Genomic DNA, 26,296 nt, shown 5'->3' on the forward strand with positions numbered 1-26,296 from the left:
ACGCGTTGGAGGTTTTATTTAGCTGCGAGCTGCAAGCCTTTTACAAGAGCCGCCTTCGGCGGAAACAACATTCACTTACCTGTGGCTGTGGGGACACAGCCGCAGGCAGCCCAATGACGCACGATTCACGCTACTTGCTGCTCACCGAAGTATCAATTGTCCAGTGTCCCCGCAGTTTCATTACTTTTTCAATTACATCCCTGGCGCAGCCATCACCGCCCTTGCGTGGCGAAGTGTACTGGGCAATATTGCGCACATCGGGCACTGCATCTTCAGGGCAACAGGCTATGCCCGATGCCAGCATACACTCATAATCCGGCACATCATCACCCATAAACAACACCTCGTCTCTGGTAAGCTGGTACTGCTCCATCAGCTGGTGCATCCGTTCGAGCTTGTTTTCCACCTTCATAAACACTTCCTTTACGCCCAGCTTATTCAGCCGGTCCTGTACTTCGGGAGAATTGCCGCCGGAGATTACAAAAATGTGATACCCCTGTTTAATGGCCAGTGCCAGTGCATAGCCATCTTTTGTATTCATGGCCCTTGCCATTACACCGCCGGGCAGCAGCATCAGTTTTCCGTCTGTAAGCACGCCATCAACATCAAACACAAACGTGGTAACCTGCTTAAACAGTGTAAGTACATTCATATAATCTAATAATTAGGAAGTTCCGTAACTTAAACAGCCAATTGCTGGGTTTTGTACGGGCAGAAAGATAGTCATTGCCTTGCAACAGCAGTCTATCTCCCATTGTTTTATGCCGGAAAAACATCCGGTATAATTTATTGTAATATCAGTTTTTGCAGCCGGCTTCGCACAAATTCAACATCGCACAGGGATTTACACGGCTGTTTGCCGGGCAAAATTAGGTTATCGAACCATACCTAAACCAAAAGAGTGTGAAAACCAATCAATTTAACCAATTGATAGCGTAAAGCCGCCTCTAAAAGATTGACTAAATTTTTAGCGAACGGCTGTTTGTTTTCTCACAAAAACGCTTAATTTTATATACACGCTGGTAAAAGAGCTTCAGCGCCTCTGCAACACCAGCCCTGACGCATTGCTGAAACAGTGAAGAAAAGATGAAGTGAACCTGCAATGCTATTACATCGTGATCGGTTGCTTGCTCATAACAATCCTCCCCGTGTGGTTTCTACCACGGGGATTTTTTTTGCCCTTCACTTCCCACAAGTATCCCCCTGCCACGCCTTCAATATGCACCGGCTCATGATTCGATACGCACAGCATCGCGGTTCGGGATTCCCTGCGCTAAGCCCCACCGGTATACTCCTTAAAACGTTAAACATTAAACATCAAACCTTTCAACAATCCAACCTCAAACCATAATAACGGCTGATACTCTCTGTAAGCACCCGGTATACCTCCGCAGCATCGGTATTGTTGTGCAGCAGGGCCAGGTGTTTGGCAATGGTGCCCTGGTCGTTGCGGATGGCCGGACCGGTTTGTGTTTGAGAGGGAGGGTAATGCGAGAGGCGGGCTGCGGTTTCCTGGATAAGGGGCAGCAACAGGTCAAAATCAAGCTTTTGCGCCTTGCAGTAATCGGCTGCCAGGGTGTATAAATGATTGCTGAAGTTAGACGTAAACACCGCAGCCAGGTGCAGTTTCAGCCGGTCAGCAGCACTGGCATGGTCTACCAGGGGCGACAGGGTTCGGGCAAAACCGGTAATGGTGTCCAGCACGGCAGGTGACGAGCCTTCGGTTAAAAAAGGGGTCACCGGTACCTGCGCCGTTTCCCTGCGGATGCTTTGCAGCGGGTACAGCACGCCGTAACCGGGGGCTGTGCCGCGTAAAATATCCATATCCGATGCGCCCGATGTGTGTACGGCAATACCCTTGCTCAGCCGCAGCGTGGGTGCAATTACCTGCAGGGCGGTATCGGCCACGGCAATTATGCAGATATCAGCCTGGGCTGTTTCCACGGCTTCCAGTGTGTCAACGGCAGTAGCTTCCAGTTCACCGGCCAGTACCTCCGCTTTTTCCAGCTGCCTGCTGTATACCATGGCAATGGTGTGATGTGCCGCTTTTATTTTCCTGCCCAGTACTGTAGCCACATTTCCCGACCCGATGAGTGCAACCTTCATATCTTTGGTTTCATGCACAGGTGCAAAGCCTGTACCGTAATAAAACTGGTTCAAAGGATGAAATTAGCACAAAGAATGGTGTTGGGTTACTACAGGTCCAAATTCAGGGCAATGGAAAGGATATCACCGCGCAAGGCTGCTGAATCGGCTTTCCGCCTGTTTTGCACACCATTTGTCAAATTGCGGATAGACACCCCGCCGGTGTTTGCGCATGCGGAGAAAAGGCATTTCAATTTTCATGGCAACCCCATCAGTGGTTTTTATATGAAGGCACCACAGCCTAACGGCAGGTGTATATTAATTGTACATGGCTTTAACAGCGGCAGCTACCGTTTTGCCGATTATGCCACTGCCCTGCTGCAATTGGGCTACGATGTGCAGGCCTACGATGCGCCGGCGCACGGCACCAGCGGAGGTAAATATATTACCGCGCTGCTGTACAGGGATATGATTGTGCACATTGTAAAGCAATACGGCCCTTTTCATGGTATTATGGCACACTCCCTCGGCGGGCTGGCCACGGCCCTCGCTGCCGAAGTGCTGCAACGCCCCGAAATGCGTATTGTGCTCATTGCCCCGGCCACCGAAACCACCACGGCCATGCAGCATTATTTTAAAATGGTGCAGTTAAGCCCCCGTTTGCAGCCCTTTATTGCCCAAATCATCGAAAACCTGGCCCACCGCCCGGCAGAATGGTTTTCGGTAAACCGGGCGGTAAGTACCTTCAAAAACCCGGTTTTATGGCTGCACGATGAGTTGGACAACCTTTGCCCGTACCTGGATACGGCCCCAACCAGGAATTCACAATTAGATAATATTCAATTCGTTACAACAAAAGGACTGGGACATAGCGGTATTTACCGCGACAAGGCTAACCAGCAGCGCATTATTGAATTTTTAACCGCCCGGGCGTAAAATAAAGGGGGCTTCCGGGGAATGCTTCACATGGCAGATGATTTTTTATTTTAAATTATTTGTTATCCTTGCAAAAAAAGAAGGGGGCAATTTCCCCCGTTTTTCACCACCCTGATTGTTATGGCAAAAAATTTACTGATTGTAGAGTCCCCTGCAAAGGCTAAAACCATCGAAAAGATTCTTGGCAACGATTTCGAGGTAAAAAGCAGCTACGGCCATATCCGCGACCTTGAAAAAGACGACATGGGTATTGACCTTAATAATAATTATGCCCCCCGCTATACCGTTCCCGAAGACAAGGAAAAAGTAGTGAAAGAGCTGAAACAACTCGCCAAGAAAGCAGGCGAAGTGTGGTTAGCATCGGATGAGGACCGCGAAGGGGAAAGTATCAGCTGGCACCTGGCCGAGGTGCTGGGTTTAGACCCTGCGGTAACCAAGCGTATTGTTTTCCATGAAATTACCAGTCCGGCCATTAAAAAGGCAGTAGCCAATCCCCGTCTCATCGATATGAACCTGGTAAATGCACAGCAGGCCAGGCGCGTGTTAGACAGGCTGGTGGGTTTTGAGCTGAGCCCGGTATTGTGGCGCAAAATAGGCATGCAGCGCAGTCTTAGTGCCGGCCGTGTGCAAAGCGTAGCCGTTCGCCTTATTGTAGAACGCGAAAGGGAAATCAACAACTTCACCGCAGAAAGCAGCTTTAAAGTAGAAGCCCTGTTTGCGGCGAAGGATATCAACGGTAAAAACGTCACCTTTAAAGCAGACGGCCCCTCCAAACTCAACTCCGCCCAATCGGCAGAGCAGTTCCTGGCCAGCTGTAAAAGTGCCGATTACAAGGTGGCCGACATACAGGTTAAACCCGCCAAACGTACCCCGGCAGCGCCGTTTACCACTTCTACCCTGCAACAGGAAGCCAGCCGCAAGCTGGGTTACAGCGTGGGCAAAACCATGTTGCTGGCGCAGAAACTGTACGAAAGCGGTAAAATTACCTACATGCGTACTGACAGCGTAAACCTGAGCGATACCGCCATACAGGATATTCAGCAGGAGATTACGCAGAGCTACGGCAAAAACTATTACCAGCCGCGCAAATACAAAAACAAGAACGAAGGCGCACAGGAAGCGCACGAAGCCATTCGCCCCACTTATATGAACAGTCATACAGTGGATGATGCCGATGCCCGCCGCCTGTACGAGCTGATCTGGAAAAGAACCATCGCCTCACAAATGAGTGATGCAGAGTTCGAGAAAACCATTGCCAAAATCAGCATCTCTACCAATAAAGACCAGCTCACTGCCACCGGTGAAGTACTCAAATTCGACGGCTTCCTGAAAGTATACATGGAAGGCAAAGACGACGAAGAGGAAGAAGACACAGAAGGCATGCTGCCACCGCTTGCCGTTCAGCAGCAGCTTGACTTTAAAGAGATGACCGCTACCGAGAAATTTACCCGCCCGCAGCCCCGCTACACGGAAGCTTCGCTGGTAAAAAAACTCGAAGAGCTCGGTATTGGTCGCCCCAGTACCTATGCCCCTACCATTTCTACCATCATGAAACGCAACTATGTGGAGAAAAGGGATAAGGAAGGTGTTAAACGCAAAGTGAACCTGCTGCGTTTGGATAAAAAGAACGAGATAGCAAAAGAAGTACTGGAAGAAAATACCGGTGCGGAAAAATCTAAACTGTTTCCTACCGATCTGGGCATGGTGGTAACCGACTTTCTGAAACAGCATTTCCAGAAAGTGATGGACTACAATTTCACGGCCCGCATTGAGGAAGAGTTTGATGAAATTGCAGAAGGCAAAATGAAGTGGAACAACATGATTGATGCCTTCTATAAACCCTTCCACAGCAATATTGAAGTAACACTCGAAACAGCCGAACGCGCCAAGGGCGAACGTGAACTGGGTACCGACCCCACCACCGGTAAAAGGGTGATTGCACGCATGGGACGTTATGGCCCGATGGTACAGATAGGCGAAGCCAACGATGAAGAGAAACCACGTTTTGCCAAGCTGAAAGCCACGCAGAGCATTGAAACCATTTCTATTGACGAAGCAATGGAACTGTTTAAACTGCCCCGCAATCTTGGCTTGTTTGAAGGGCAGGATGTTACCGTAAACATCGGTCGCTTTGGTCCGTATGCGGCGCACGATAAAAAATTCTACTCCCTCAATAAAGAAATGGACCCCTATTCCGTATCACTGGAAGAGGTGGCGCCCATGATTGAAGAAAAACGCAAGGCAAAAGACGAACGCACCATCAAGGTATTTGAGAAAGAAAAAATACAGCTGCTGCGTGGCCCTTACGGCCCGTACATAAAACAGGGCCTGCGCAATTACAAACTCAGCAAGGAGCAGCAGGAAAAAGCCGCTGACCTTACCATTGAAGAAGTAAAAGCGATTATTGAAGACCTGAAAGCGAACCCGCCTAAAAAAGTAGCGCGGAAGAAGAAGGCGAAATAGTGAGTTGGAAAACTGTCGAGAATCGAGAATCGACAGTCGAGACGATTTTAGCGAATATAAAAGCAAACCCCTCCCGCAACTGCGGGAGGGGTTTGCTTTTAGGGTATGCCTGTGCCGGTGGAGACACCGGCACATAAACAGTGAAAAAACCTGGCCGCACAATGCCGGGTTTTTCCTATCTTTTCATCATCCAAACTGACGCACATGAAAAAAACTTCCAACCTGCTGGCAATACTGGTTTGCACCTTTATCTTTTCTGCCAGTCATGCCCAATCGTTAAGCGATACGCTGAAAGCCAATGGCTACCTGTACGAGCATTTTGAACCCGGTTTTGTTGTACTGCACGGCGGCACTACACAACAGGCACCGGTGAATTACAATACCAACACCCAGGAAATAGCCTTTATACAGGATGGTCACCTGCTCATTCTTTCCAACCTGGATGCCATTGACACCGTGTTCATGGGCGAGCGGAAATTCATTGCCCATGAAGGCAAATTTTATGAAGTAGGTGCTGCCGGTAATATGCCGCTGCTCATCAGTTACGATAACCGGAAAGTGCCGGTCTCTGCCACTGTTGACCACAATGGTACTTCCAAACAATATGACCGTGAGGTTAGCAATACCGTATCTGAAGTTTATATGAACCGCCGGTACAAGGGCAACTTCGTATTGGAATTCGTTCCCCAGTTCTGGATAAGAAGAGGACACACGCTGTACAAAGCGAACAGTGAAAAACAGCTGGAAAAAATATTCCCGCAAAAAACAAATACCATTAAAGATTATGTAGCCGCACACCATACTGTTTTCAGCAATACCAGTGAGCTGGCCCAACTGGTTACCACCCTGCAATAAGCTGTCGGTAAAAAATTGTTCTGCCGGCAAAAGCAAAACGCATACAAGTTTCAGGCCTGTATGCGTTTTTGTTAAGGCTGCCCCGGTTCAACAGGGGAGCTTTTGTATTTCATTCACTATTGACTATTCTCCAAAGGAGTCCTATGGACACTATTCACCAGCTTTGGCTTTCACTCACCACTCACTAATATCCATAACTATTGTTATAGAAGTACCTCGACCTGTTGATCTTCAGATCGCGCAGGATGCCTGACTTCGGATTCAGCACAATGCTGAACGATTTACGGATGCCGATGGGCGTAATGTTGATGGCCATTTGCCAGCAGTGCATTTCACGCGTTACAAACATCGTGAGCGATTGTATCTGGCTTGTTCTGAAATCATAGTAAGCACTGCCGCCTATCTTCCACTTGGGCGTTAAACTGAAATCACCATTCAGGTTGATGTTACTGTTTACCTGTGTATAAAAATGCTGGAGGTTCAGTGTTTGCAGCCTGGTGAAACTAACGGATAAAGAGGTTTGCAGGTTCCAGGGAATGTTGAAGTCAACAAACTCGGCCGGGTTGCTGCGCACATAATCCAGCTGGCGTTGCTGCTCGTCAGGTGTCATGTATTGATCTTCCGGTATGCGGTCGCCATCTTTTCGCTTGTCATTGGCACCACCGCGGAACGATGATGAAATGGCGATATTACCACCGGTAAAACGGCCCAGGCTTCCGCGTTTCAGCAACAGGCGGTCTATTTTCTGGCCCACACTGTCAATATCGTATGGGTCAACGGTTGCGTTGGCTGTAATGTTGATTTTTTCAAACAGCGTACTCCTGAAGTTGAACAGGAAGGGCTGCAGTTTCAAACTATCGGCCAGGAAGTTATAACCAGAGGTTACGCCAAACCCGTCTATCAGGCGCACTTTTTTGGTAGGAGTTTCGCCTGTAGAATCTTTCCTGTTTTTCACCTTCATTTCAAGCAGGTTGTCGATACCGAAGTTCAGGCTTCCCGACTGACCTGAACCGAACGAGCCCAGCAAACTTCCGTCGAATGCAGATACCATCTGCGTGTGCCCCAGTGTGTCAATCTTTATCTTGGTATAGTATTGCTTCATCAGGTCGGGCTTGTAAGAGAAACCGATAAAAGGTTTCACCTCGTGGCGGATTGCCACGATATTGCTGTTCTTCCCGAACTGATACGTACCGAAAATGCGTGTGTTCATCGACATGCCCACGGTTACCTCTCTTGCAGTGAAGAAGCCTTTTTCCAGTTTACGCTGAATGGTATCCACCCCTTTTACATCACCTACCTGGTTGTACTGGTATTTCTGCGCATACCATCTTTCAGAATAACTGAGTGATGGCGAGAAAATCAACGGGCCAACAGGCGGCAATGACAAGGAAATAGGAATATTGTGCTGCGCACCCCATTGCAGGGTATCCAGTATTTTACGGATGCTTACGGCTGAATCGATAAAAGTTACCTGGTTTAAAAAACTACCGTTGTAAGAGATGCCGGTTTTCTCGTACCATTTGGCTTTACCCACTGATTCCTTTTTCTGGAAAGGATAAAATGTATTGGCCGTAAAGTTTACCGTGGGCAAACTCACATTAATGGTACCCGGACTGGCTGTACCGTCTGGTCGGCTGCTCGTATTCTGGCTGTGGTTACCGCTCACAGTAAGGTTGTACTTACCCTGGTCCCATGTTTTGCTGTAGGCGATGGAAGAAGACAGCTGGTTTTGATAGTTCAGCAGCGGGTTATTGGCAACGTTCTGGTTAAAACGCGTACTACCTGCATTTACGCTGGCCGAAAACGAGGTACCTGGCCTTGCCCTGCTGTCGTTTGAGTGGCTCCAGTTTACCATGAATGTATTGCTCTTGGTAAACTCATCTTTCGACAGCGAATTGGAGTTCAGAATTTTGGTATGCTGTATAGAGATGTTGAGGTTACCGCTGTATTTATAACGCACCAGGTATTTGGGGTTCACATACAGGTTCCAGCCGCCATAGGTGTAAATGTTGGCGCGGGTAATTACATCCCAGTTATCGTTTACTACTTTGTAATATCCCAGTCCTTCCAGGCCCAGGCCATAATCCTGGCTCGAAGTATATTGCGGCGGCAGCAGTCCTGAGTGGCGGCCTGTGCTCATGGGATAAATACCGAAAGGAATGGCCACCGGCATAGGCACCCCTTCAAACTCGGGAAAGGCCGGGCCGGATACCGCCAGCTTATTATTGATGATTTTTACTTTGCGTGCCCTGATGCCGAAGTGTGGTATATCGTAGTTACAGGTTGTAAACAGGGTGCGGTAGGCATACTCAACCCCGTCATCTACCTTTTTCATTTTCTCGGCGTTCACAAACATCTCCCCCTGCTTGTAATATACATTCTGCGTAAGACCGCGCATGGTTTTAAGATTAAACCGTATGCTGTCCATGATAGAAGTGGCATCCCCCTGTGTCATCTGGGGTTTGTTGAGCGGATTCTTTGACGTATCTACGCCGCCGAATGCCTTTACCTGCTGGTTGGCCTGGTCGTATTCAATGGTATGGGCATCAAGCTTGATGTCTTTGTATTTGGTAGATGCTTTATTATACAGGTAAAAGTTACGGCTGTCAACCATAAGCACGGCGCTGTCAGCTGCACTGTATTCAACCGGTGCATCCAGGGAATCCCTGGATATTTTGGTAGAATCGATGCGCTGTACCGTTGAATCTGCAACGGTAGAATCTTTTACTTTCCGGGTGGTATCAGCTCCCTGGTTAATGTTGTTATTTACCCTGTTTGCACTGTCAATTTTATTTACCTGTTCTTTCTTTGCCTCTTGTTTTTTCTGCACCTGAGCACCTGCATGTGCTGCTATAAACAGCAACAACAACGATGTAACACCGCCGAAAACATATTTTACACTAACTTTACAAAGTATGCCCATAAGTAGTCGGACAAAAATAGGGCTTAAAGAATAAATGAGTTGTGAAGATATTCCCTAAACTAAAGCAATTATGATAAAAAAGACTTTTTTGCTGTCTGTTACCCTTTTGCTTGCCGTTGTGCTTACTTCTTTCGCCCCTGTCAGTCTTCACGAAACTGCCGCCAAACCTGCACTTCGCACCATTGTGATTGATCCCGGTCATGGCTTTCCCGACGGTGGTGCGGAAGGACAATTCAGCAATGAAAGTTCTGTTGCTTTAATCATCGCCCTGAAGCTCGGCAAGCTGCTTGAAGAAGAGTTGCCGGACTGCAAAATAGTCTATACCCGCACAGGCGAAAACCTGCCCGGTGGCCTCAAAGATAAAAACGAAGCCAACCGCCTGCGTGCCCGTATGGCCAATGAAGCACATGGCGACCTGTTTATTTCCATTCACCTCAACGAAGGCGGCGCGCGCTACCGCTCTAAAGTAACCGGCTACCGCACGGAGACTTACTACAGCAAAAAATCGAAAAAGAAAAAAACACGCCGCGTTCCCATTGTAAAACGCTACCGTTTGCCCGGCGTGGTAAGCGGCACCGAAACCTACGTGTGGTCGGTAGATAAAAACGATCAGAAAAAACAGTTTGTAGGATCTGCCGAAGAAGAAGAGCACGAAAGTGAAAAAGGTGACAGCGATTATCATTATTTCGATTCGCCTGAAGCAAAAATCATGGCTTCATTACGCACCCGCAAATATTTCGACAACAGCTGCCTTATTGCCAGCTATGTGGAAGAAGAATTTGTAAAATCGGGCAGAAGCAGCCGCGGTGTAAAACAGCGCGACTGGGAAGGCATCTGGGTATTACAGGCAACAGCCATGCCCAGTATACTCGTAGAAACCGGTTTCATCAACACCCCTGCAGATGAAGCGTACCTGAACAGCGAAAAAGGGCAAAACGAGGTAAGCAACTGTATTAAAAAAGCAGTGCTCCGCTACAAGGCTCATCTCGAAAACCAGGGAAAATAACCGGGAACCTTATTGTTTTAAATTGCAGTCATATTCATTTTGCCTGTGGCTTTCGCATGCCCGCAGGCACCTGCTGAATGCCCAATCGTTAAAGAAATACAAAAGCCTGCATTGCTATTCCAATTGACAGCAGGCGCAACGCAAAACCCTTATATTGCAAAGACGTGGCAGAATTATATAGGTTTGGTTAAAATATCGATGTATTTACCTTATTTCCGTCACAGTTGGTAATTTTAAGCACAGTTTTCCCGTTTAAGCAGTAAGTAGTGCAGGCAATGAAGAAAAAATTCTTAGGCATATTGTTATTGTGGATTGTGAGCAGTTCGTTTTTGGAAATAAGGTCTTTTAACCAGGGAGCCTTTCAAAAAAACACCCTCAAAACCATTGTCATCGACGCCGGGCATGGTGGCCGTGATGAAGGTGCGCCCGGTGACTATTCTTATGAAAAAGATATAGCCCTTGCCGTAGCGCTGAAGCTGCGCGATAAAATAACACGTGAGTTTCCTGAAATCCGCGTAATTATGACGCGAACCACGGATAGCTACCCTACCCTACATGAGCGTGCAGACCTCGCCAACCAGTCAAAAGCCGATTTATTTATCTCTATTCACTGCAACAGCGCCGACCCTATCAGGCACAGTGAACAAACCGGTTACCGCACCGAAACCTATTACCGCGGCAAAGGCAAAAAACGTAAAAAGTATACCCATAAAGTACCTACTTACCGTTACTGGACCACCCCCAACCCTGCCGAAGGCACAGAAACCTATATATGGGCAGCACATAAAAGCGAAGCCAAGGAAGTGGCCATGCGTGAAAATGAATCATTGTTTGTAGATAGCTCTACCGCCAGCTCGATGAAAGATTTTGACATGGATTCACCGCAGAAACGCATTTTATACGCGCTGAAAACCCAGCAATATTTTACCCGCAGCGCCAATCTTGCGTTAACAGTAGAAGATGAGTTTAAAAAAATTGGCCGCATCAGCCGTGAAGCACGCCAGCGCCAGGTAGGCATATGGGTATTGCAGGCCACAGCCATGCCCAGCATACTGGTAGAAACCGGCTACATCAGCAACCCGCGCGAAGAAAATTACCTCAACAGCGAAAAAGGCCAGAACGAAATAACCGACGTACTTGTAAAAGCACTGGGCCGTTATAAATACTCACTCGAAAACAACACCCTGATACCACCTGCAGCCATAGAAGCAGCCAACGATTCAGCCGCTGCAGAAACCAATACCCCGGCCGCAGCCGCAGATGCCGATTCAACAACCCAACCGCGGGGACAGCAATAAGAGACAGTTTAAGGTGTAAGGTTTCATGTTTAATGTTAAGGCCGTTTCAGCCTTACATTGGCTTGCCCTTAGCGTACTTTGGGGGGCCCTTTGTGTTCTTCGTCCAAATCTTCGCTCAGGTAGTCTCGACTGTCGATTCTCGATTCTCGACGGTATTCCTATCATCCATCACGACTGCTTTCCAGCTCACGCTTTTTGCCTACTTTTGCCGAGGTTCATTTGATATGGTATAAAGCTTGTACTGGCCATTGAAAGGAACAGACCTTTAAAAAGACATCACAACTGTGATTTACTTTCAAATTATTAATTACAAATGAAAGTCTCAAACGAAACCAAAATCGGTGCATTAACGGTGATTGCTGTAGCCCTTCTTTTTTTAGGATTTAACTTCCTGAAAGGAAAAAGCCTTTTCAAAAGCGGTCATTTCCTGTATGCCAAATACGCCGACACCAAAGGACTTGTTTCCAGCAATGCCGTAATGATTAACGGATACCAGGCAGGTACCGTGAATGACATACAAACACAAAACGGGGATTTACAGCAAATCGTTGTTACCATCAAATTAAATGAAGACTACCATATACCTGTTAACTCTGTAGCCAGCATAGCCAGCAACCCGCTGGGCAGCCCTAATGTAGAAATAAAACTGGGCAACGCCACTACCTTTCTGAAAGCAGGCGATACCGTGCTCACTGCCAACAATGGCGGCGTACTGGGTGAATTGACCAATAAAGTCGGGCCCGTAGCTGACCAGCTGAAAGCCACCCTCAGTTCGCTCGATACTGTGCTTAAAAATGTAAACACCGTGCTCGACCCTGCTACCAAGGGCAACCTGCAAAGCGTAATCGGCAACCTGAGCAAGGCTACTGCCGGACTGGTAACTGCTTCTGCTTCGCTGCAGACATTGCTCAACAACGAAACAGGCGCCCTCAGCCAGTCGCTCAATAACGTAAACAGCTTTACCAAAAACCTGGCTGATAACAACAGCAAAATCTCCGGGGTAATGGATAACCTTGAAGCTACCACCAACCACCTGAGCAAGGCAGACATTGATGGCGTGGTAAACAAACTGAAAGCATCGGTTGACAACCTCAACAACGCGATGACCAAACTCAACTCAACCGACGGTTCGATGGGTGCCCTCATCAACGATAAAACATTATACAATAACCTTAACAGCACCATACGCAGCCTTAATACACTCATGGATGACTTTAGACTACATCCCAAACGTTATGTAAGTCTTTCTGTTTTTGGCAAAAAAGACAAAAGCACACCGCTTGCAGGCCCAACGGATAGTACGTACAAAACAACCACACCAACAAACCATTAATGAGGCGATTTTCTTTTGCGGCTGTTATTATTACCCTGCTGATATTTCCTGCACACCGCCTGTTTGCGCAGGGGAAGGATTCATCACAGGAAAAAAAGACCATCATTATATCACATGCCGACCGGTTTACCAATGAAAAAAAGGATACGTCTGAACTGTTTTCTGCTACCGGCAATGTAGTAGGCTCACAGGGCACTACCCTTTTTTACTGCGATAGCATGGTGCAGGACAGGAAGCACAACACTGTTGAAGCTTTTGGCCATGTACACATCAATGACAACGACAGTGTGCACACCTACTCCGATTACATGAAGTACATTGGTGCAGACAGGCAAACCTTTCTGAAAAAGAATGTCAAACTCACCGATGGCAGGGGCGTGTTAACCACCAACGACCTCAGTTATAACCTGAACAGCAAACTGGGTATTTACCTGGCCGGCGGTAAACTGGTGAATGACAGCACCACCCTTACCAGCACAGAAGCCTATTACCATGGCGATACCCGTGATGTTACCTTCAAAAAGAAAGTAAAGCTGGTAAACCCGCAATACACGGTTACTACCGATACCCTGCTGTACAACACCTACACCAAGGTAGCTACCTTTACCGTACCAACGGTAATCACAGGTAAAGACAAGCAGCAGATACATACTACCGACGGGTATTACGACATGCTCAATAAAAAAAGCTACTTCGGCAAACGCTCCGAGCTGGTTGACGACAGCACCAGCCTGGTGGCAGATGATATTGTAAACGATTCATCCGGTTATTCTGAAGCAGCGGGCAATGTATTTATCCGTGATTTGAAACAGGGGTATACACTAATTGCCAACAACGTAAAGAGCAATAAAAAAGAAGGTTCCTTTCTCGCCACACAAAAACCGGTACTGATTATTAAGCAGGATGCAGATTCGATTTTCGTAGCGGCAGATACCTTTTACTCAGCCCACCTGAGCGCTTTGCGTAAAGAACGTAATGTGCCGGATGTGCTGGATACAACGGATCTTAAAAAATTGCTGCAGCTGAAACCAGACAGCGCCCGCGACCGTTTTATAGAAGGCTATTACCATGTGCACATTTTCTCTGATTCGTTACAGGCAGTGGGCGACAGTCTTTTTTATTCTTCAGAGGATTCTGTTTTCCGGCTGTTTAAAAACCCGGTGTTATGGGCACAGGAAAGCCAGATTACGGGCGATACCATTTACCTGTTTACGCAGGATAAAAAGCCCAAACGCATGTACGCCTTTGAAAACGGGCTGGTACTGAACCGCGTGGGCAAAGACAGTTTTTATAACCAGGTAAAAGGCCGTACCATCAACGGTTATTTTAAAAACGGCCAGATAGATTACGTACGTGCCAGGGGCGGTGCCGAAAACGTGTATTACGCCCTGGACGAACAAAATAAATACATCGGTGTAAACAAATCATCTGCCGGGGCTATTGACACCTATTTCGAGAACAAGAAGCCGCAGCGGGTAAAATGGATCAGCGACGTGCAGGGCAATATGTCGCCCATGGGCCAGGTAAACCACGAGGAAATAAAGCTGAAAGGCTTTAGATGGCTCGACAATATCCGCCCCAAATCCCGTTACGACCTGTTTGGAGAAACAAAGTAGCGTGAGAGCTAAAGGGCTTTGAGCAAAGTAACATCAGAACGCTAAAGCCGCAGCATTTGCGTTCTGACGATCTCCCCCCGGAGCAGTAAAAAAATTCGCTCAGATCAAAAGCCCGCTTAAATCAATGCTTTGCTCAAACGAATTCGCTCAGATCACGGATTCGCTCAAATCAAGCCTTCGCTAAGATAGTCTCGATGTGTCGATTCTCGATTCTCGAAATTGGTACCCGCTAAAATCACTGACGACTGACGATTCACGCTCATGCAACTGCTCAAACGCATATACAACGACACCCGCACCACCGGCATACTGTTGCTGGCCTGCACCGCAGTGTCCCTGCTGTTGGGTAACCTGTTTGGCGCTTATCCCGGCATCTGGGAGCAGGAATGGCATTGGCTTCAGCTATTGCAGTTGCCGCATAGCCCGGTTCACCTGGTTAACGATGGTGGCATGGCGCTGTTCTTTTTCCTGGCAGGTATGGAAATAAAACGCGAACTGCAAACCGGGGAACTCTCCACCCCGCAACGCGCTGCATTGCCCGCTGCTGCTGCTATTGGCGGCATGGTAGTGCCGGCAGTTATCTATATCCTGTTTAACAAAGGCACGGCAAACCAGCACGGCTGGGGCATTCCCATGGCTACAGATATTGCATTTTCGCTGGGCATACTGGCATTGCTGGGTAAACGCATACAGGTATCGCTGCGCATCTTTTTAACAGCACTCGCGATTATAGACGACCTGGGTGCCATTATTGTAATTGCACTGTTTTACGGCGGTGCCATACAATGGCTGTGGTTGCTGGTCTGTGCAGCAGTTACTGCTGTGTTGTATTATTCCCTGCGGGGCAAAACAACCATGCAGTGGTGGCATTACCTGCTGGGATTGGTGTTGTGGTTTGCCATGTATCATTCCGGTGTGCATGCTACCGTGGCCGGTGTATTGTTTGCATTGCTGGTACCTGCGCAGCAGATTAAACACCTGGAACACCGGTTGCACGCACCGGTAAATTTTATCCTGTTACCCTTGTTTGCATTGGCCAATACAGCCATTCATTTTCCAGACCACCTGGGTGCCGCATTAAACACCACCGTAAGCTGGGGTATAGTGGCCGGCCTGTTCATAGGCAAGCCATTGGGCATTTGCGGTACCTGCTACCTGCTGGTAAAAAAAGGATATGGCACCCTGCCCTCGCATACAGGCTGGATGCAGCTGGCCGGTGTGGGAATACTGGCAGGCATTGGTTTTACCATGTCTATTTTCATCAGTACCCTGGCTTTTGCTGAACCTGCTGGTCAGAACATCGCCAAAATAGCCGTATTGCTGGCCTCGGTACTGGCCATGATAACCGGCTATTGCTGGCTGCTATTCGCAAACAGGCCGCGGATTAAGTGATGCAGCACTTTGCAGCTTATTGGTTATTCTTTACCTTTCCGTAAACAACTGCTTTTATCTTATGCTGAAAAAAGAGCGACAGGCTTACATTATTCAACAGATCAATATCCATAATAAAGTGCTTTCGTCAGATTTATGTGTGCAGCTGAATGTGTCGGAAGATACCGTTCGCAGGGATTTACAGGAGCTGAGTGAAGAAGGCAAGCTGATGAAAGTGCATGGCGGCGCGCTCAGCAAATCGTTTCATTTTACCATCCAGAACAACAATATCTATTCGCTTCCGCAGAAACAGATTATTGCCCATAAGGCGGTACAGCTCATACGCGATGGCATGTTTGTGCTGCTGTCCGGCGGTACCACCATACGCGAGCTCATCAAGGCCCTGCCGCCCGATCTCAATGCCACATTCATTACCGTAAGTATTCCTACTGCCCTGGAACTGCTGAACCACCCCAGCAGTGAGGTCATTTTCCTGGGTAATAAACTGCTGAAAAACGCACAAATGGCCGTTGGCGCAGATGTGGTGCAGCGGCTGGGCGAAATACGCGCAGACCTCTGTTTTCTCGGCACCAACAGTATTGATGCGCAGGCAGGTATTACTGATCTTGACTGGGAAGTAATTGAAGTAAAACGCGCCATGATACGCGCTGCCCATAAAACCGTCTCACTCGCCATATCCGAAAAACTCAACAGCGTTCAGCGCCTGCAGGTATGCCCTACTACCGCGATTGATATGCTGATTACGGAATTATCGCCCGAAGATGCCCTGTTGCAATGCTTCAGGGAAAAGGGATTGCAGGTGGTATAAACTGCCATTGCCCTGAATTTGCCCGGTTGCCACGTCATTTTTATTGCCTTGTTTCTTGTATAAATGCGCAGTTACTGCGCCGCGGGATTGCTTTGCCCGGCAGCAGGTAACAGCCTTAAAAAACCATAGAACAGGTATTTTCCGGTGGCCGGTCGTTCATTTTCGGCATTCTGCCGCATTTGATGTATTAAATTTTGTTTTTATGCGGGGTTAGAGTAAAATTGTGTAAACAAAACGCGCTTTTCCCTTCTTCGATTGCGTTTTATTGCGGGCTTTAATTTACCGCTGCTAACCGTATTACTGACACCCTGCAACCCTTGCCTTACTACTGTCTTCAAACCAAACAAACTGATATGAGAAAACTCGTCTGCCTATTTATTGTGCTTGCAGGCATTCTATTGTATCCTTCCCTCGCCAATGCCCAGGCCACCAAAATCTCGGGCGTTGTGCTGTCGCAGGACAAAACCCCTGTGGAAGGAGTTACCGTTACCAACAAAGCTACCGGCAAAGTGGCCACCACCAATGCCGCCGGTGTTTTCAGCATAGAGGCCAGGCCCGGCCAGTTGCTGACTTTTACCTATGTGGGCATGGCCGAGCAGCAAGCCACGGCCGGCAGCGGCAGAATGACCATTACCCTTTCCGGCGTAGCCAGGGAACTTGACCAGGTGGTTGTTGCCATGGATATACGCCGCAACCCCAAGGAACTGGGATATTCCGTTCAAAAAGTGGCTGGTAAGGAAATCCGCGAATCACAGCGCGAAAACTTCCTCAACAGTTTACAGGGAAGGGTTGCCGGGGCCACGGTTACCCCTACCACGGGCCAGGCCGGCGCTTCTGCTTCTATCGTATTACGCGGCTTTAATTCGCTTTCCTTAAGCAATCAGCCTTTGTTTGTAATAGATGGGGTAATCATGGACAACAATACCTTCAACGAAACATCCGACGGCGGCACCGGTGTGGGGCTTTCATCTGACAGGCCCAACCGCAACAACGATTACACCAACCGTATCGCCGATCTTAACCCCAACGACATTGAATCCGTAACCGTACTCAAAGGCCCTGAAGCAACGGCGCTTTACGGCAGCCAGGCCAGTTCCGGCGCTATTGTCATCACCACGCGCAAACCAAAACTCAACTCCGTGTCGGTTAGCTATGACAACAGTTTCAGAACACAAACTATCACCCGTTTTAATAAAACAGTAGACGCTTACTCCATCGGCAACAATGGTGTTTACTCACCGGCATTCAGCACCACACCGGCATTCTTCGGTCCGGCACTGGGCGCCAGCACCCGCATTTACGATAACAAACACAATTTCTTCAACACCGGCTTTACACAAACACACAATCTAAGCGTAGACCTCGGTACCAAAAACAGTGCTTTCCGCATCTCCGCATCATACATCGATCAGTCAGGCGTAGTGCCCAGCAACACCTACAACAAACTGAACCTGCGCATAGCCAATACCACAAAAATTGGCAAGTATCTTGATTTTACGCCTTCCTTTTCTTACATACCCAGCACAAACAACAAACCACTGCGTGGTGCAGGTGGCTACCTGCTGAATTTGTATACCTGGCCATCAGACAACGATATCCGCAATTACATTTCACCCAAAGGCCACAAACAGCTGATTAACCCGGCAGACGGGCCCAATACCGAACTGGACAACCCGCTGTTCAATGCCATTTACAATAAAAGCCGCGATAAAACAGACCGCATTTTCGCAACGTTCGGTTTAAACATCTATCCCTTTCCCTGGTTAACTATTTCAGGCAGGTTTGGATACGATCACTACAAAACAGACGGCTATACCTTCTACCATCCTGAATCAAGTGAATACAGCGCTGCAACCGGCGGCTGGCTCGATAACTACTACCGCAGGTACACCGGTTACAACCATACCATTACTGCTACCGCCAAAAAATCGATCGGCAAATTCAGCGGTCGTTTACTGATAGGTACCATGTGGGAGAATTTTGAAACCAAGATGTTTGCCGTATCAGGCAACAAGCTCATCGATTCAACCAGCACCGACAGCAGCAATACCCTGCCCTCTACCAGAACCAGGCTGCTGCGCAACGTGTACGGCCAGCCCAACCTTAGCATCAACCGCAACAATGCCTATTTTGGCGAAGTATCGCTGGGCTATAACGAAGTATTGTTTTTAACCTATTCACACAGGTTCGAGCAATCATCCGTGTTTCCCAAATCAACACGCAATTACAACTACCCGGGGCTTAGTCTCAGCGCCATCATCAGCGATATGCTGCCTGCCATTAAATCGGGCGATGTAATCAATTTCCTGAAACTGCGTGCATCGCTGGCGCAAACGGCAAGGCTGCCCGATCCATACTCCAACCAGTCTGTTTTTGTCAATAGCCTCGCCAGCGGGCAGGGCTTCGCTTATGGTTTCACCAATTCAAACCCTTATCTGAAACCCGAACGCCAGAAGACATATGAAACAGGCTTTGAACTGCGCATGTGGAAGAACCGCATTACACTGGAAGGCTCGTATTACAACACACGTGTAAGCGACCAGATTATACAGGGCTACCGTGCCAGTTATGCAACAGGCTTCGTGCTCAATACCTCGAATGTTGCGGCAACGCGTAACGAAGGCATTGAGCTGTCACTCGCCGCCAACCCCGTAAAAACAAACGACTGGAACTGGAACATCCTGTTCAACTTCAATAAAATGTTCAGCAAGGTATTGTCACTGCCCGCTTCACTCACCGATTACTACCTGGGCGATACACAGCTCTTCGGTACAGCCAGGGCCGGTTTGCACAAAGGCGGACCAACTACCACCATCAGCGGCTACCATTATGCACGCAACAACAGGGGCGATATATTGATTAACCCGGTAACCGGTTTGCCCAACGTAGCCAACAACTGGGTTACCATCGGCGACCGCAACCCCAATTTCACCCTGGGCACCACCAACAACATCACCTATAAAAACTGGACGCTGAGCTTTTTGTGGGACCTGAAAATAGGCGGTGATATTTACAATGGCACAGATATGTTTTTAACCGAACAGGGCAAAAGCATCCGCACGGCCGACCGCCAAACCCCGCGCGTAGTAAAAGGTGTGCTGGCCGACGGGCAGGAAAACAGCGCACACCCCACTGTAAACAACATTGTGGTTACACCTTATTTCCAGAACGACTACTACAGCGCCGCCGCCATGCCCGATGAAGAGTTTATTGAGAAAAACGTAAACTGGTTCAGGCTGCGCGATATTACGCTGAGCTATAATTTTTCGCAGAACGTGGTGCGCAAGCTCAAATACTTTAAATCACTCGGCGTTTTTGTAACAGCCAATGACCTGTTGCTGTTTACCAACTATTCAGGTCCTGACCCTGCCATTAACGGCAATACCGCTGCATCCAAAGGCATTGGTTCATGGGGTATGGATTATGGCAGCCTGCCTGCGCCTGTAAGCATCAATATTGGTTTAAGAACATCCTTTTAACAGCTATTAAAACGTGCAACATGTTTAACCGGAATTCAACTACATATATACTGGCAGCAGCTTTGGCAATAAGCTTGCTGGACACTGCCTGTTCCAAAAAAATAGATGAGGCTTATTTAAACCCCAACGCGCAGGTGGTAGAGCCTATTGAACAATTGCTGCCCAGCGTAATTGCCAACTTCACCGCAGGCTCAAGCGCTGCCAACAGCGGCAACGGTACAGCAGGCGATGCAAGGGAAATAGGCCGCTACATACAGTACTGGGCGCAAAACACCAACAACTACCAGTACGACCGCATGGGTGGCACCAATGGCGGCAACGGCGGTATATTAGGCTATACCTGGACCATGCACTACGCCGCAGTTGGTCAAAACCTCAACCAGATTATCAACTGGGGTTCACAGCAGCAGAAATGGGATTATGTAGGTGCAGCCTGGGCCATACGCGCCTGGAGCTGGCTAACACTGGGCGATGAATATGGCAATGTAATATTGAAAGAAGCCTTCGACAACAGCCGTACGCAGTTTGACTACGATTCACTGAGCATGGTATACGACACCGTACGTGTTACCGCACAACGGGCCTTAACCTTTCTGAACCAGGCAGGCACCGGCATCAGTGCCAACCTGGCCATAGGCGACAAGTACTTTAACAACGGCGATCTCGATAAATGGAAAAAATTCGCTTACGGCGTACTGGCCCGCTCCTTTCACCACCTCAGCAATAAAAGTACCTACCAGGCCGATTCTGTGATTAAGTACTGCGACCTGGCTATGAGTGTGAACAACGACAACTGTATTCAAACCTTTGAAAACAGCAATGTATCAGGTACCATGAACTATTTTGGCCCAACCCGCGGCAACGTTGGTTCTATCCGGCAGACAGTGTTTATTGCCGACCTGCTTTCCGGCAACAACCCCTTGTTCCCCGGCATACAGGACCCGCGTATTTACTACCTCATCCGTGAAAACGCCAACGGCACATTCAAAGGTATCAGCCCGGTAAAAGGCGCTGCCGCATCAACCGGTTTGGCAACCAACGACCTGCCTACGAATTTTTGGGGCTCCACTTACACCAGCACCACTGCGACAGATGATAAAAACGCCCGGTTCATATTCAGAAACCAGGCACCATTCCCGGTAATGACAGCCTGTGAAATGCAGTTTATAAAAGCAGAAGCACAGTTTATTAAAGGAGATAAAGCCGGCGCACTGGCAACCTACCGCAACGCCATCCAGCTGCATATTGATATGCTCAAAAACGACTACGCCACCAATGTGCCTGCCAATGGTTTAATTACCGATGCCGCTGAAAACGCCTATCTGAACAATACAGCCATTGTACCGGAAACCGCAGACAAACTTACCCTTAGCCATATTATGCTGCAGAAATACATTGCCCTGTATGGCTGGAATGCGCATGAAACCTGGGTAGATATGCGCCGCTATCATTACATCGATAAAGATGCAAACGGCAATCAGGTATACACCGGCTGGGTGCCGCTCGCAGTGACAGACATTTATCCTGATAACAATGGCAAATACGTGTACCGCGCAAGACCGCAGAACACTTCAGAATATTTATACAATATTATCGCCGTAACTGCCATGGGTGGTACGGCAACGGATTACTGCACACACGAGTGCTGGTTTTCGATGAAATAAACCATCAACCTAAAAAAAAGATTCATGAAAAAATACTGGCTTATACTCACCGGCTTTGCTGCAGTAACCGCGGCAATGGTATCATGCAAAAAAGATCCACCTGCAGATGCAGTCTTCTCCGGCACAGGCGGCAGCGCCTTTTTAAAAATAGTACACGCATCGCCTTATTTCAGCCGTTTATCCGGCGCATCAGACAGTTTGAATGTGTACATCAACAACAGCAAGCTTTCGGGCGGCATATTATCTTACGGCAGCATATTTCCGGGTGTGGCCGGTTCGCCGCTCAATACCGGCACTTATGTTACCGTACCTGCCGGCAATCAAACCATCCGGGTTACGCTTAACGGCAAAACCACACCAGATTCAACCACCCTGGTAAGCCTGCAGCGCAACCTGCTGGCAGGTACCTATTATACACTGGCGCTGACAGATTCCGTAAAACTCGCAACCAGGGATTCTTCTCTGATTTTCCTACGCGATTCTTTCCCGTTGCCCATGGCCGGACCAGGTTTCACCTATGTGCGTATGATACATGCAGTAGAAAACGACACTGCCAATGCAACGGTAAATGTGTACTCATACAGGTTAAATACTGCTGTGCTTACCAAAGTGCGGATTAACCAGACCACAGCTTTTACCGCAATCCCTGCATTGGCAGGCGGCATTATTGATACGCTTTACCTCAAACGGTCAGACACCAGTAAATATGTGATTGCTAAAATACCAACTGCGATGGTAGAGCAGCATTGTTACACCCTGTTATACGCTGGCAACGATACTACACACCTGGCTGGAAAAGGAAAGACATTGAGCTATTTCATCAACAAATAAACCCTTAACTGTAACAAACAGGCCGGCTGGCAACCCATGGGTTGCCAGCTTTTTTATGCGCCGGAATCTATACAAAAAATCGTATCCTGCGCATTTCAGCTGCTTTTTTTTGCAGGATTAACAGGCAAAAAACCGGAATAACCTGCAAAAAATTAACATATAAGCCCATTTTGCCGAATAATTTTGCGGTTTTATCTTGAAATTTTAACATTGCAGTAAGAACAAACGATTTGCCGCTCCCTTCGATTGCGTTTTTTTGCGTTTTTCTACTTTAAACCAAATTTATTATTATCCAAAACAGCTATCATGAGAGTAAACCTGCCCTCTGAATCCGTCCCGGTCTTCACCCGGAGGATGAAAGTTCAACTGATTTACCTGCTCCTGTTCTTGTTTGGCGCGCTTGCAACCCTTCCCGCAGCAGCGCAAAAACAAGTGTACACAGGTAAAGTAACCAATGGTCAAACCGATTCAATTATGCCGGGCGTATCCGTCTCCATTAAAGGAACCAGCACCGGCACGGTTACCGGCACAGACGGTACATTTAAAATTGAAGCGCGTACCGGCCAAACCATCCTCATTTCCTACGTGGGATTTACTGCCCAGGAAATCACCGCCACCCGCGACACACATTTTGATGTGCGTTTACAGGCCGAACAAAGAAGCCTGAACGATGTGGTGGTAGTTGGTTACGGCAGCCAGAAAAAAGCAAACCTTACCGGCGCCGTTGCAACGGTGGATGTTGCCAAAACATTCGACAGCAAACCACTCAACGATCCTACCAAGGCCCTGCAGGGTATTGTACCGGGCTTAACCATCCAGTACGGCAACGGCGGTTTAACCACAGGTGCTACCATCAATATCAGGGGCCTGGGTTCGCTCAACGGTACCAGCCGCCCGCTGATCCTGGTAGACAACGTTCAAACCGACGACCTGAGCGTGATTAACCCCAGCGATATCGAAAGCATCTCTGTATTGAAAGACGCCTCTTCTGCCTCTATCTACGGTGCACGCGCTGCTTTTGGTGTGGTATTGATCAAAACCAAAACAGGTAAGAAAAACCAGAAATCCACCATCACCTATACCAATAACTTTTCGTGGAATACACCTACTATTCTACCCGATTTTGCCAACCCTGCCGATGAGCTGAAAGCTTTGAACGATGCAGGTGTACGCGCCGGTACTTCCTCTCCCGAAACATTCGGTATGAACATGCTGAAATTAAGAGACGGTGTAATCAACTGGCAGAAAAACTACGCCAAAACCAATACCGGCAAGGAAATGATACTGGGCCAGGATTGGGACATGGTAGATGGCCATGCTTATTTCTATAAAACATGGGATCCTAAAAAAGAGATGCTGAACAAATACACACCATCTCAACTGCATACCATCAGCTTCCAGGGCGGTAACGATAAAATCGGCTACTATTTATCCGGTGGCTACAGCAATGACGGCGGTATCATTAAAATGAACTCGGATAATGTTAAAAAATACAACATTACCGCAGGCGTTAATGCTGCTGTTACTGATTGGCTCGATGTACGCGTGAAAACCATGTTCCGCAACTACAACTACGAGTATCCTTACCAGTACCAGACCTACTGGTATTATTTCTGGCGTTGGGGTGCTTACTTCCCTTACGGTACCTACCAGGGACATTATTTCCGTGTTAACTCAGCTTACCTGGATGCAGCCAGCAAATCAAGTCTCAATGACAACTACAACCGTGTAGACCTGGGTGCTACCGTAAAAATTGCCAAAGGCTTAACCTTTAATGCCGACTATACCATTGGCCGCGACAACCCGTTAAGGCACGATGCAGGTGGTCCCGTATATGCATGGGACTTCTGGTCTGCCGCAACCGGCCCAATGTTGCCATTGAACAATATTGCCAGCGCCTCACAGGATGTTGTAACTTATACCAACGGCCGCTTACTGGTAAATACTTTCAACGGTTACGCTACTTACCAGACACATTACAAGGATCATAATTTTAAACTGGTAGCTGGTATCAACGCTGAAAAAGACGAAAACATCAACTTCCTCGCTGCACGCAAAGGCCTGCTCGACCCATCACAGGGTGAACTCGGCCTGGCTTATGGCGACCAGACTGCTGCTCCAAGCGGCTCCAGTGTTCCGCTTGGCTGGAGCACAAACGGACATGGCAAACTGGCCTATGCCGGTTATTTCGGCCGTCTCAACTACGATTACAAAGGCAAATACCTGCTGGAATTAAATGGCCGTTACGATGGTTCTTCTTCACTGTCTCCCACCAACCGCTGGGCATTTTTCCCTTCCGGTTCTGCAGGTTGGCGTGTAACCGAAGAGAAATTCGCACAATCATTTAAATCAGTGGTGTCTGATCTGAAATTGCGCGGTTCTTACGGTTCTATCGGTAACCAGGACCTTGGTGGCCAGTACTTCCTGCCTACCATGACAGCAGGCCAGGCCAACTGGATGAATGGCAGCAGCTATGCGCAGTACATCGGTCAGCCATCTGCAGTAGCCCAATCGCTGCTGTGGGAAAAAGTACAAACGCTTGATTTCGGTATGGACGCCCGCTTCCTGAAAAATCATGTAGGTGTTACGTTCGACTGGTACCAGCGCGATACCAAAGGCATGCTGCAGGCAACTTCAGTGCCATCTACCTTTGGCACTTCAGGCCCCAGGATTAATGCCGGTAACCTGCGCACCAGCGGCTACGAAATTGCGGTTGATGCGAATTACACAGTTGGCAGAGACATACAGCTGTATGGTACCCTGTCATTTACCGATTACAAAACAAAGATCACCAAATACGATAACCCCAACTTCAACATTGGCCAGAACTACGTAGGCAAAACTTACGGTGAAATCTGGGGCTTTGAAACAGACCGTTATTTTACGGCAGCTGACTTTGATGCTTCCGGCAAACCTGTTGCAGGCGTAGCCGACCAAACCAACCTGAAATCAGGCAACTTTAACTTCGGCGCAGGTGATGTGAAATACAAAGACCTGAACGGCGATGGGAAAATTGACGGCGGTAAATCAACACTGAACGATCATGGTGATCTGAAAGTGATTGGCAATACCGAACCACGTTATATCTACAGCGCGCGTTTGGGTGGCTCATGGAACAACTTCGATCTGGATGTATTTATCCAGGGCGTAGGCAAACGTTCATGGTGGGGTACCGGTCAAACCATTTTACCGTTGTACCAGAGCATCGATATCCTGTATGCGAACCAGATGGACTACTGGACACCCACACACACCGATGCACGTTATCCCAATCCTTTCCCTGGTAACGGAACAGGTACAGTTGGCGGCATCAGCGCCGGCGGCAATAACTTTTACCCGCAAAGCAAATACCTGTTGAACCTCGCCTATTGCAGGTTGAAAAACGTAACCTTTGGTTATACGTTGCCAAGAAAATTGCTGAGCAAATACAATATCCAGAAATTACGCTTCTATGTGAGCGGGGAAAACCTGGCAGAAATATCTAATGTAGGTGCGCCGATTGATCCTGAAATTACAACAGGTGAAACAAGCGGTATTGGCAGAACCTGGCCGTTTATGCGTTCTTATTCATTCGGTTTACAACTTACATTCTAACAAACTGATCAAC

At 48.1% G+C, this 26,296-nt stretch carries 16 protein-coding genes; 13 read left to right on the forward strand and 3 right to left on the reverse strand.

Translation table 11 applies throughout. The features are described 5' to 3' along the window. Positions 1 to 130: 130 nt before the first annotated feature. Complete coding sequence (locus DXN05_RS16620) at positions 131 to 652, reverse strand: KdsC family phosphatase (protein ID WP_116848398.1); 522 nt, start codon at positions 650 to 652, stop codon at positions 131 to 133. A gap of 674 nt (positions 653 to 1,326) precedes the next feature. Continuing rightward, on the reverse strand, positions 1,327 to 2,160 hold the full coding sequence (locus DXN05_RS16625) for a Rossmann-like and DUF2520 domain-containing protein (RefSeq protein WP_158559284.1): 834 nt from the start codon (positions 2,158 to 2,160) through the stop codon (positions 1,327 to 1,329). 57 nt (positions 2,161 to 2,217) lie between these two features. Between DXN05_RS16625 and DXN05_RS16630 the strand changes: the two genes are divergently transcribed. The 3 genes from DXN05_RS16630 (at position 2,218) to DXN05_RS16640 (ending at position 6,339) form a co-directional block, all read left to right on the forward strand. Beyond that, the gene (locus DXN05_RS16630; RefSeq protein ID WP_158559285.1) at positions 2,218 to 3,021 is read left to right on the forward strand and encodes an alpha/beta hydrolase; all 804 of its coding nucleotides are present in this window, start codon (positions 2,218 to 2,220) and stop codon (positions 3,019 to 3,021) included. A gap of 120 nt (positions 3,022 to 3,141) precedes the next feature. Beyond that, a complete protein-coding gene (gene topA, locus DXN05_RS16635; RefSeq protein WP_116848401.1) occupies positions 3,142 to 5,484 on the forward strand; it encodes a type I DNA topoisomerase in 2,343 nt (780 codons plus the stop codon). A 204-nt stretch (positions 5,485 to 5,688) separates the two neighbouring features. After that, entirely contained in the window at positions 5,689 to 6,339 is a 651-nt protein-coding gene (locus DXN05_RS16640; RefSeq protein WP_116848402.1) for a hypothetical protein, read from the forward strand. A 184-nt stretch (positions 6,340 to 6,523) separates the two neighbouring features. On the opposite strand, the gene DXN05_RS16645 is transcribed toward DXN05_RS16640, so the two are convergent. After that, positions 6,524 to 9,262, reverse strand: coding sequence for a putative LPS assembly protein LptD (locus tag DXN05_RS16645; protein ID WP_116848403.1), 2,739 nt, complete (start codon positions 9,260 to 9,262; stop codon positions 6,524 to 6,526). Between the two features lie 70 nt (positions 9,263 to 9,332). On the opposite strand from DXN05_RS16645, the gene DXN05_RS16650 reads away from it, so the two are divergent. From DXN05_RS16650 to DXN05_RS16695, 10 genes are all read left to right on the forward strand, one after another. Continuing rightward, a complete protein-coding gene (locus tag DXN05_RS16650) occupies positions 9,333 to 10,268 on the forward strand; it encodes an N-acetylmuramoyl-L-alanine amidase family protein (protein ID WP_116848404.1) in 936 nt (311 codons plus the stop codon). Between the two features lie 275 nt (positions 10,269 to 10,543). Next, positions 10,544 to 11,566 carry an N-acetylmuramoyl-L-alanine amidase family protein gene (locus tag DXN05_RS16655; protein WP_116848405.1) on the forward strand — a complete coding sequence of 341 codons (1,023 nt, stop codon included), beginning with the start codon at positions 10,544 to 10,546 and terminating at the stop codon, positions 11,564 to 11,566. A 313-nt stretch (positions 11,567 to 11,879) separates the two neighbouring features. Continuing rightward, on the forward strand, positions 11,880 to 12,899 hold the full coding sequence (locus tag DXN05_RS16660) for an MlaD family protein (protein WP_116848406.1): 1,020 nt from the start codon (positions 11,880 to 11,882) through the stop codon (positions 12,897 to 12,899). After that, complete coding sequence (locus tag DXN05_RS16665; RefSeq protein WP_116848407.1) at positions 12,899 to 14,515, forward strand: OstA-like protein; 1,617 nt, start codon at positions 12,899 to 12,901, stop codon at positions 14,513 to 14,515. Before DXN05_RS16660 ends, DXN05_RS16665 begins: the two co-directional genes overlap by 1 nt. Before the next feature lie 261 nt (positions 14,516 to 14,776). Next, on the forward strand, positions 14,777 to 15,907 hold the full coding sequence (nhaA, locus tag DXN05_RS16670; protein WP_116848408.1) for a Na+/H+ antiporter NhaA: 1,131 nt from the start codon (positions 14,777 to 14,779) through the stop codon (positions 15,905 to 15,907). Positions 15,908 to 15,968: 61 nt separating this feature from the next. After that, positions 15,969 to 16,715: a DeoR/GlpR family DNA-binding transcription regulator gene (locus DXN05_RS16675; RefSeq protein WP_116848409.1), complete on the forward strand. Its 747-nt coding sequence runs from the start codon at positions 15,969 to 15,971 to the stop codon at positions 16,713 to 16,715. A 353-nt stretch (positions 16,716 to 17,068) separates the two neighbouring features. After that, on the forward strand, positions 17,069 to 20,194 hold the full coding sequence (locus DXN05_RS16680) for a SusC/RagA family TonB-linked outer membrane protein (protein WP_116848410.1): 3,126 nt from the start codon (positions 17,069 to 17,071) through the stop codon (positions 20,192 to 20,194). Positions 20,195 to 20,214: 20 nt separating this feature from the next. Beyond that, on the forward strand, positions 20,215 to 21,858 hold the full coding sequence (locus tag DXN05_RS16685) for a SusD/RagB family nutrient-binding outer membrane lipoprotein (protein WP_158559286.1): 1,644 nt from the start codon (positions 20,215 to 20,217) through the stop codon (positions 21,856 to 21,858). Positions 21,859 to 21,882: 24 nt separating this feature from the next. After that, positions 21,883 to 22,689, forward strand: a complete 807-nt coding sequence (locus DXN05_RS16690) for a DUF4397 domain-containing protein (protein ID WP_116848411.1) — start codon at positions 21,883 to 21,885, stop codon at positions 22,687 to 22,689. 354 nt (positions 22,690 to 23,043) lie between these two features. Next, positions 23,044 to 26,283, forward strand: a complete 3,240-nt coding sequence (locus DXN05_RS16695; protein ID WP_158559287.1) for a SusC/RagA family TonB-linked outer membrane protein — start codon at positions 23,044 to 23,046, stop codon at positions 26,281 to 26,283. The last annotated feature ends 13 nt before the right edge of the window (positions 26,284 to 26,296 follow it).

Source organism: Deminuibacter soli (genome assembly GCF_003412455.1).
Taxonomy (GTDB): domain Bacteria; phylum Bacteroidota; class Bacteroidia; order Chitinophagales; family Chitinophagaceae; genus Deminuibacter; species Deminuibacter soli.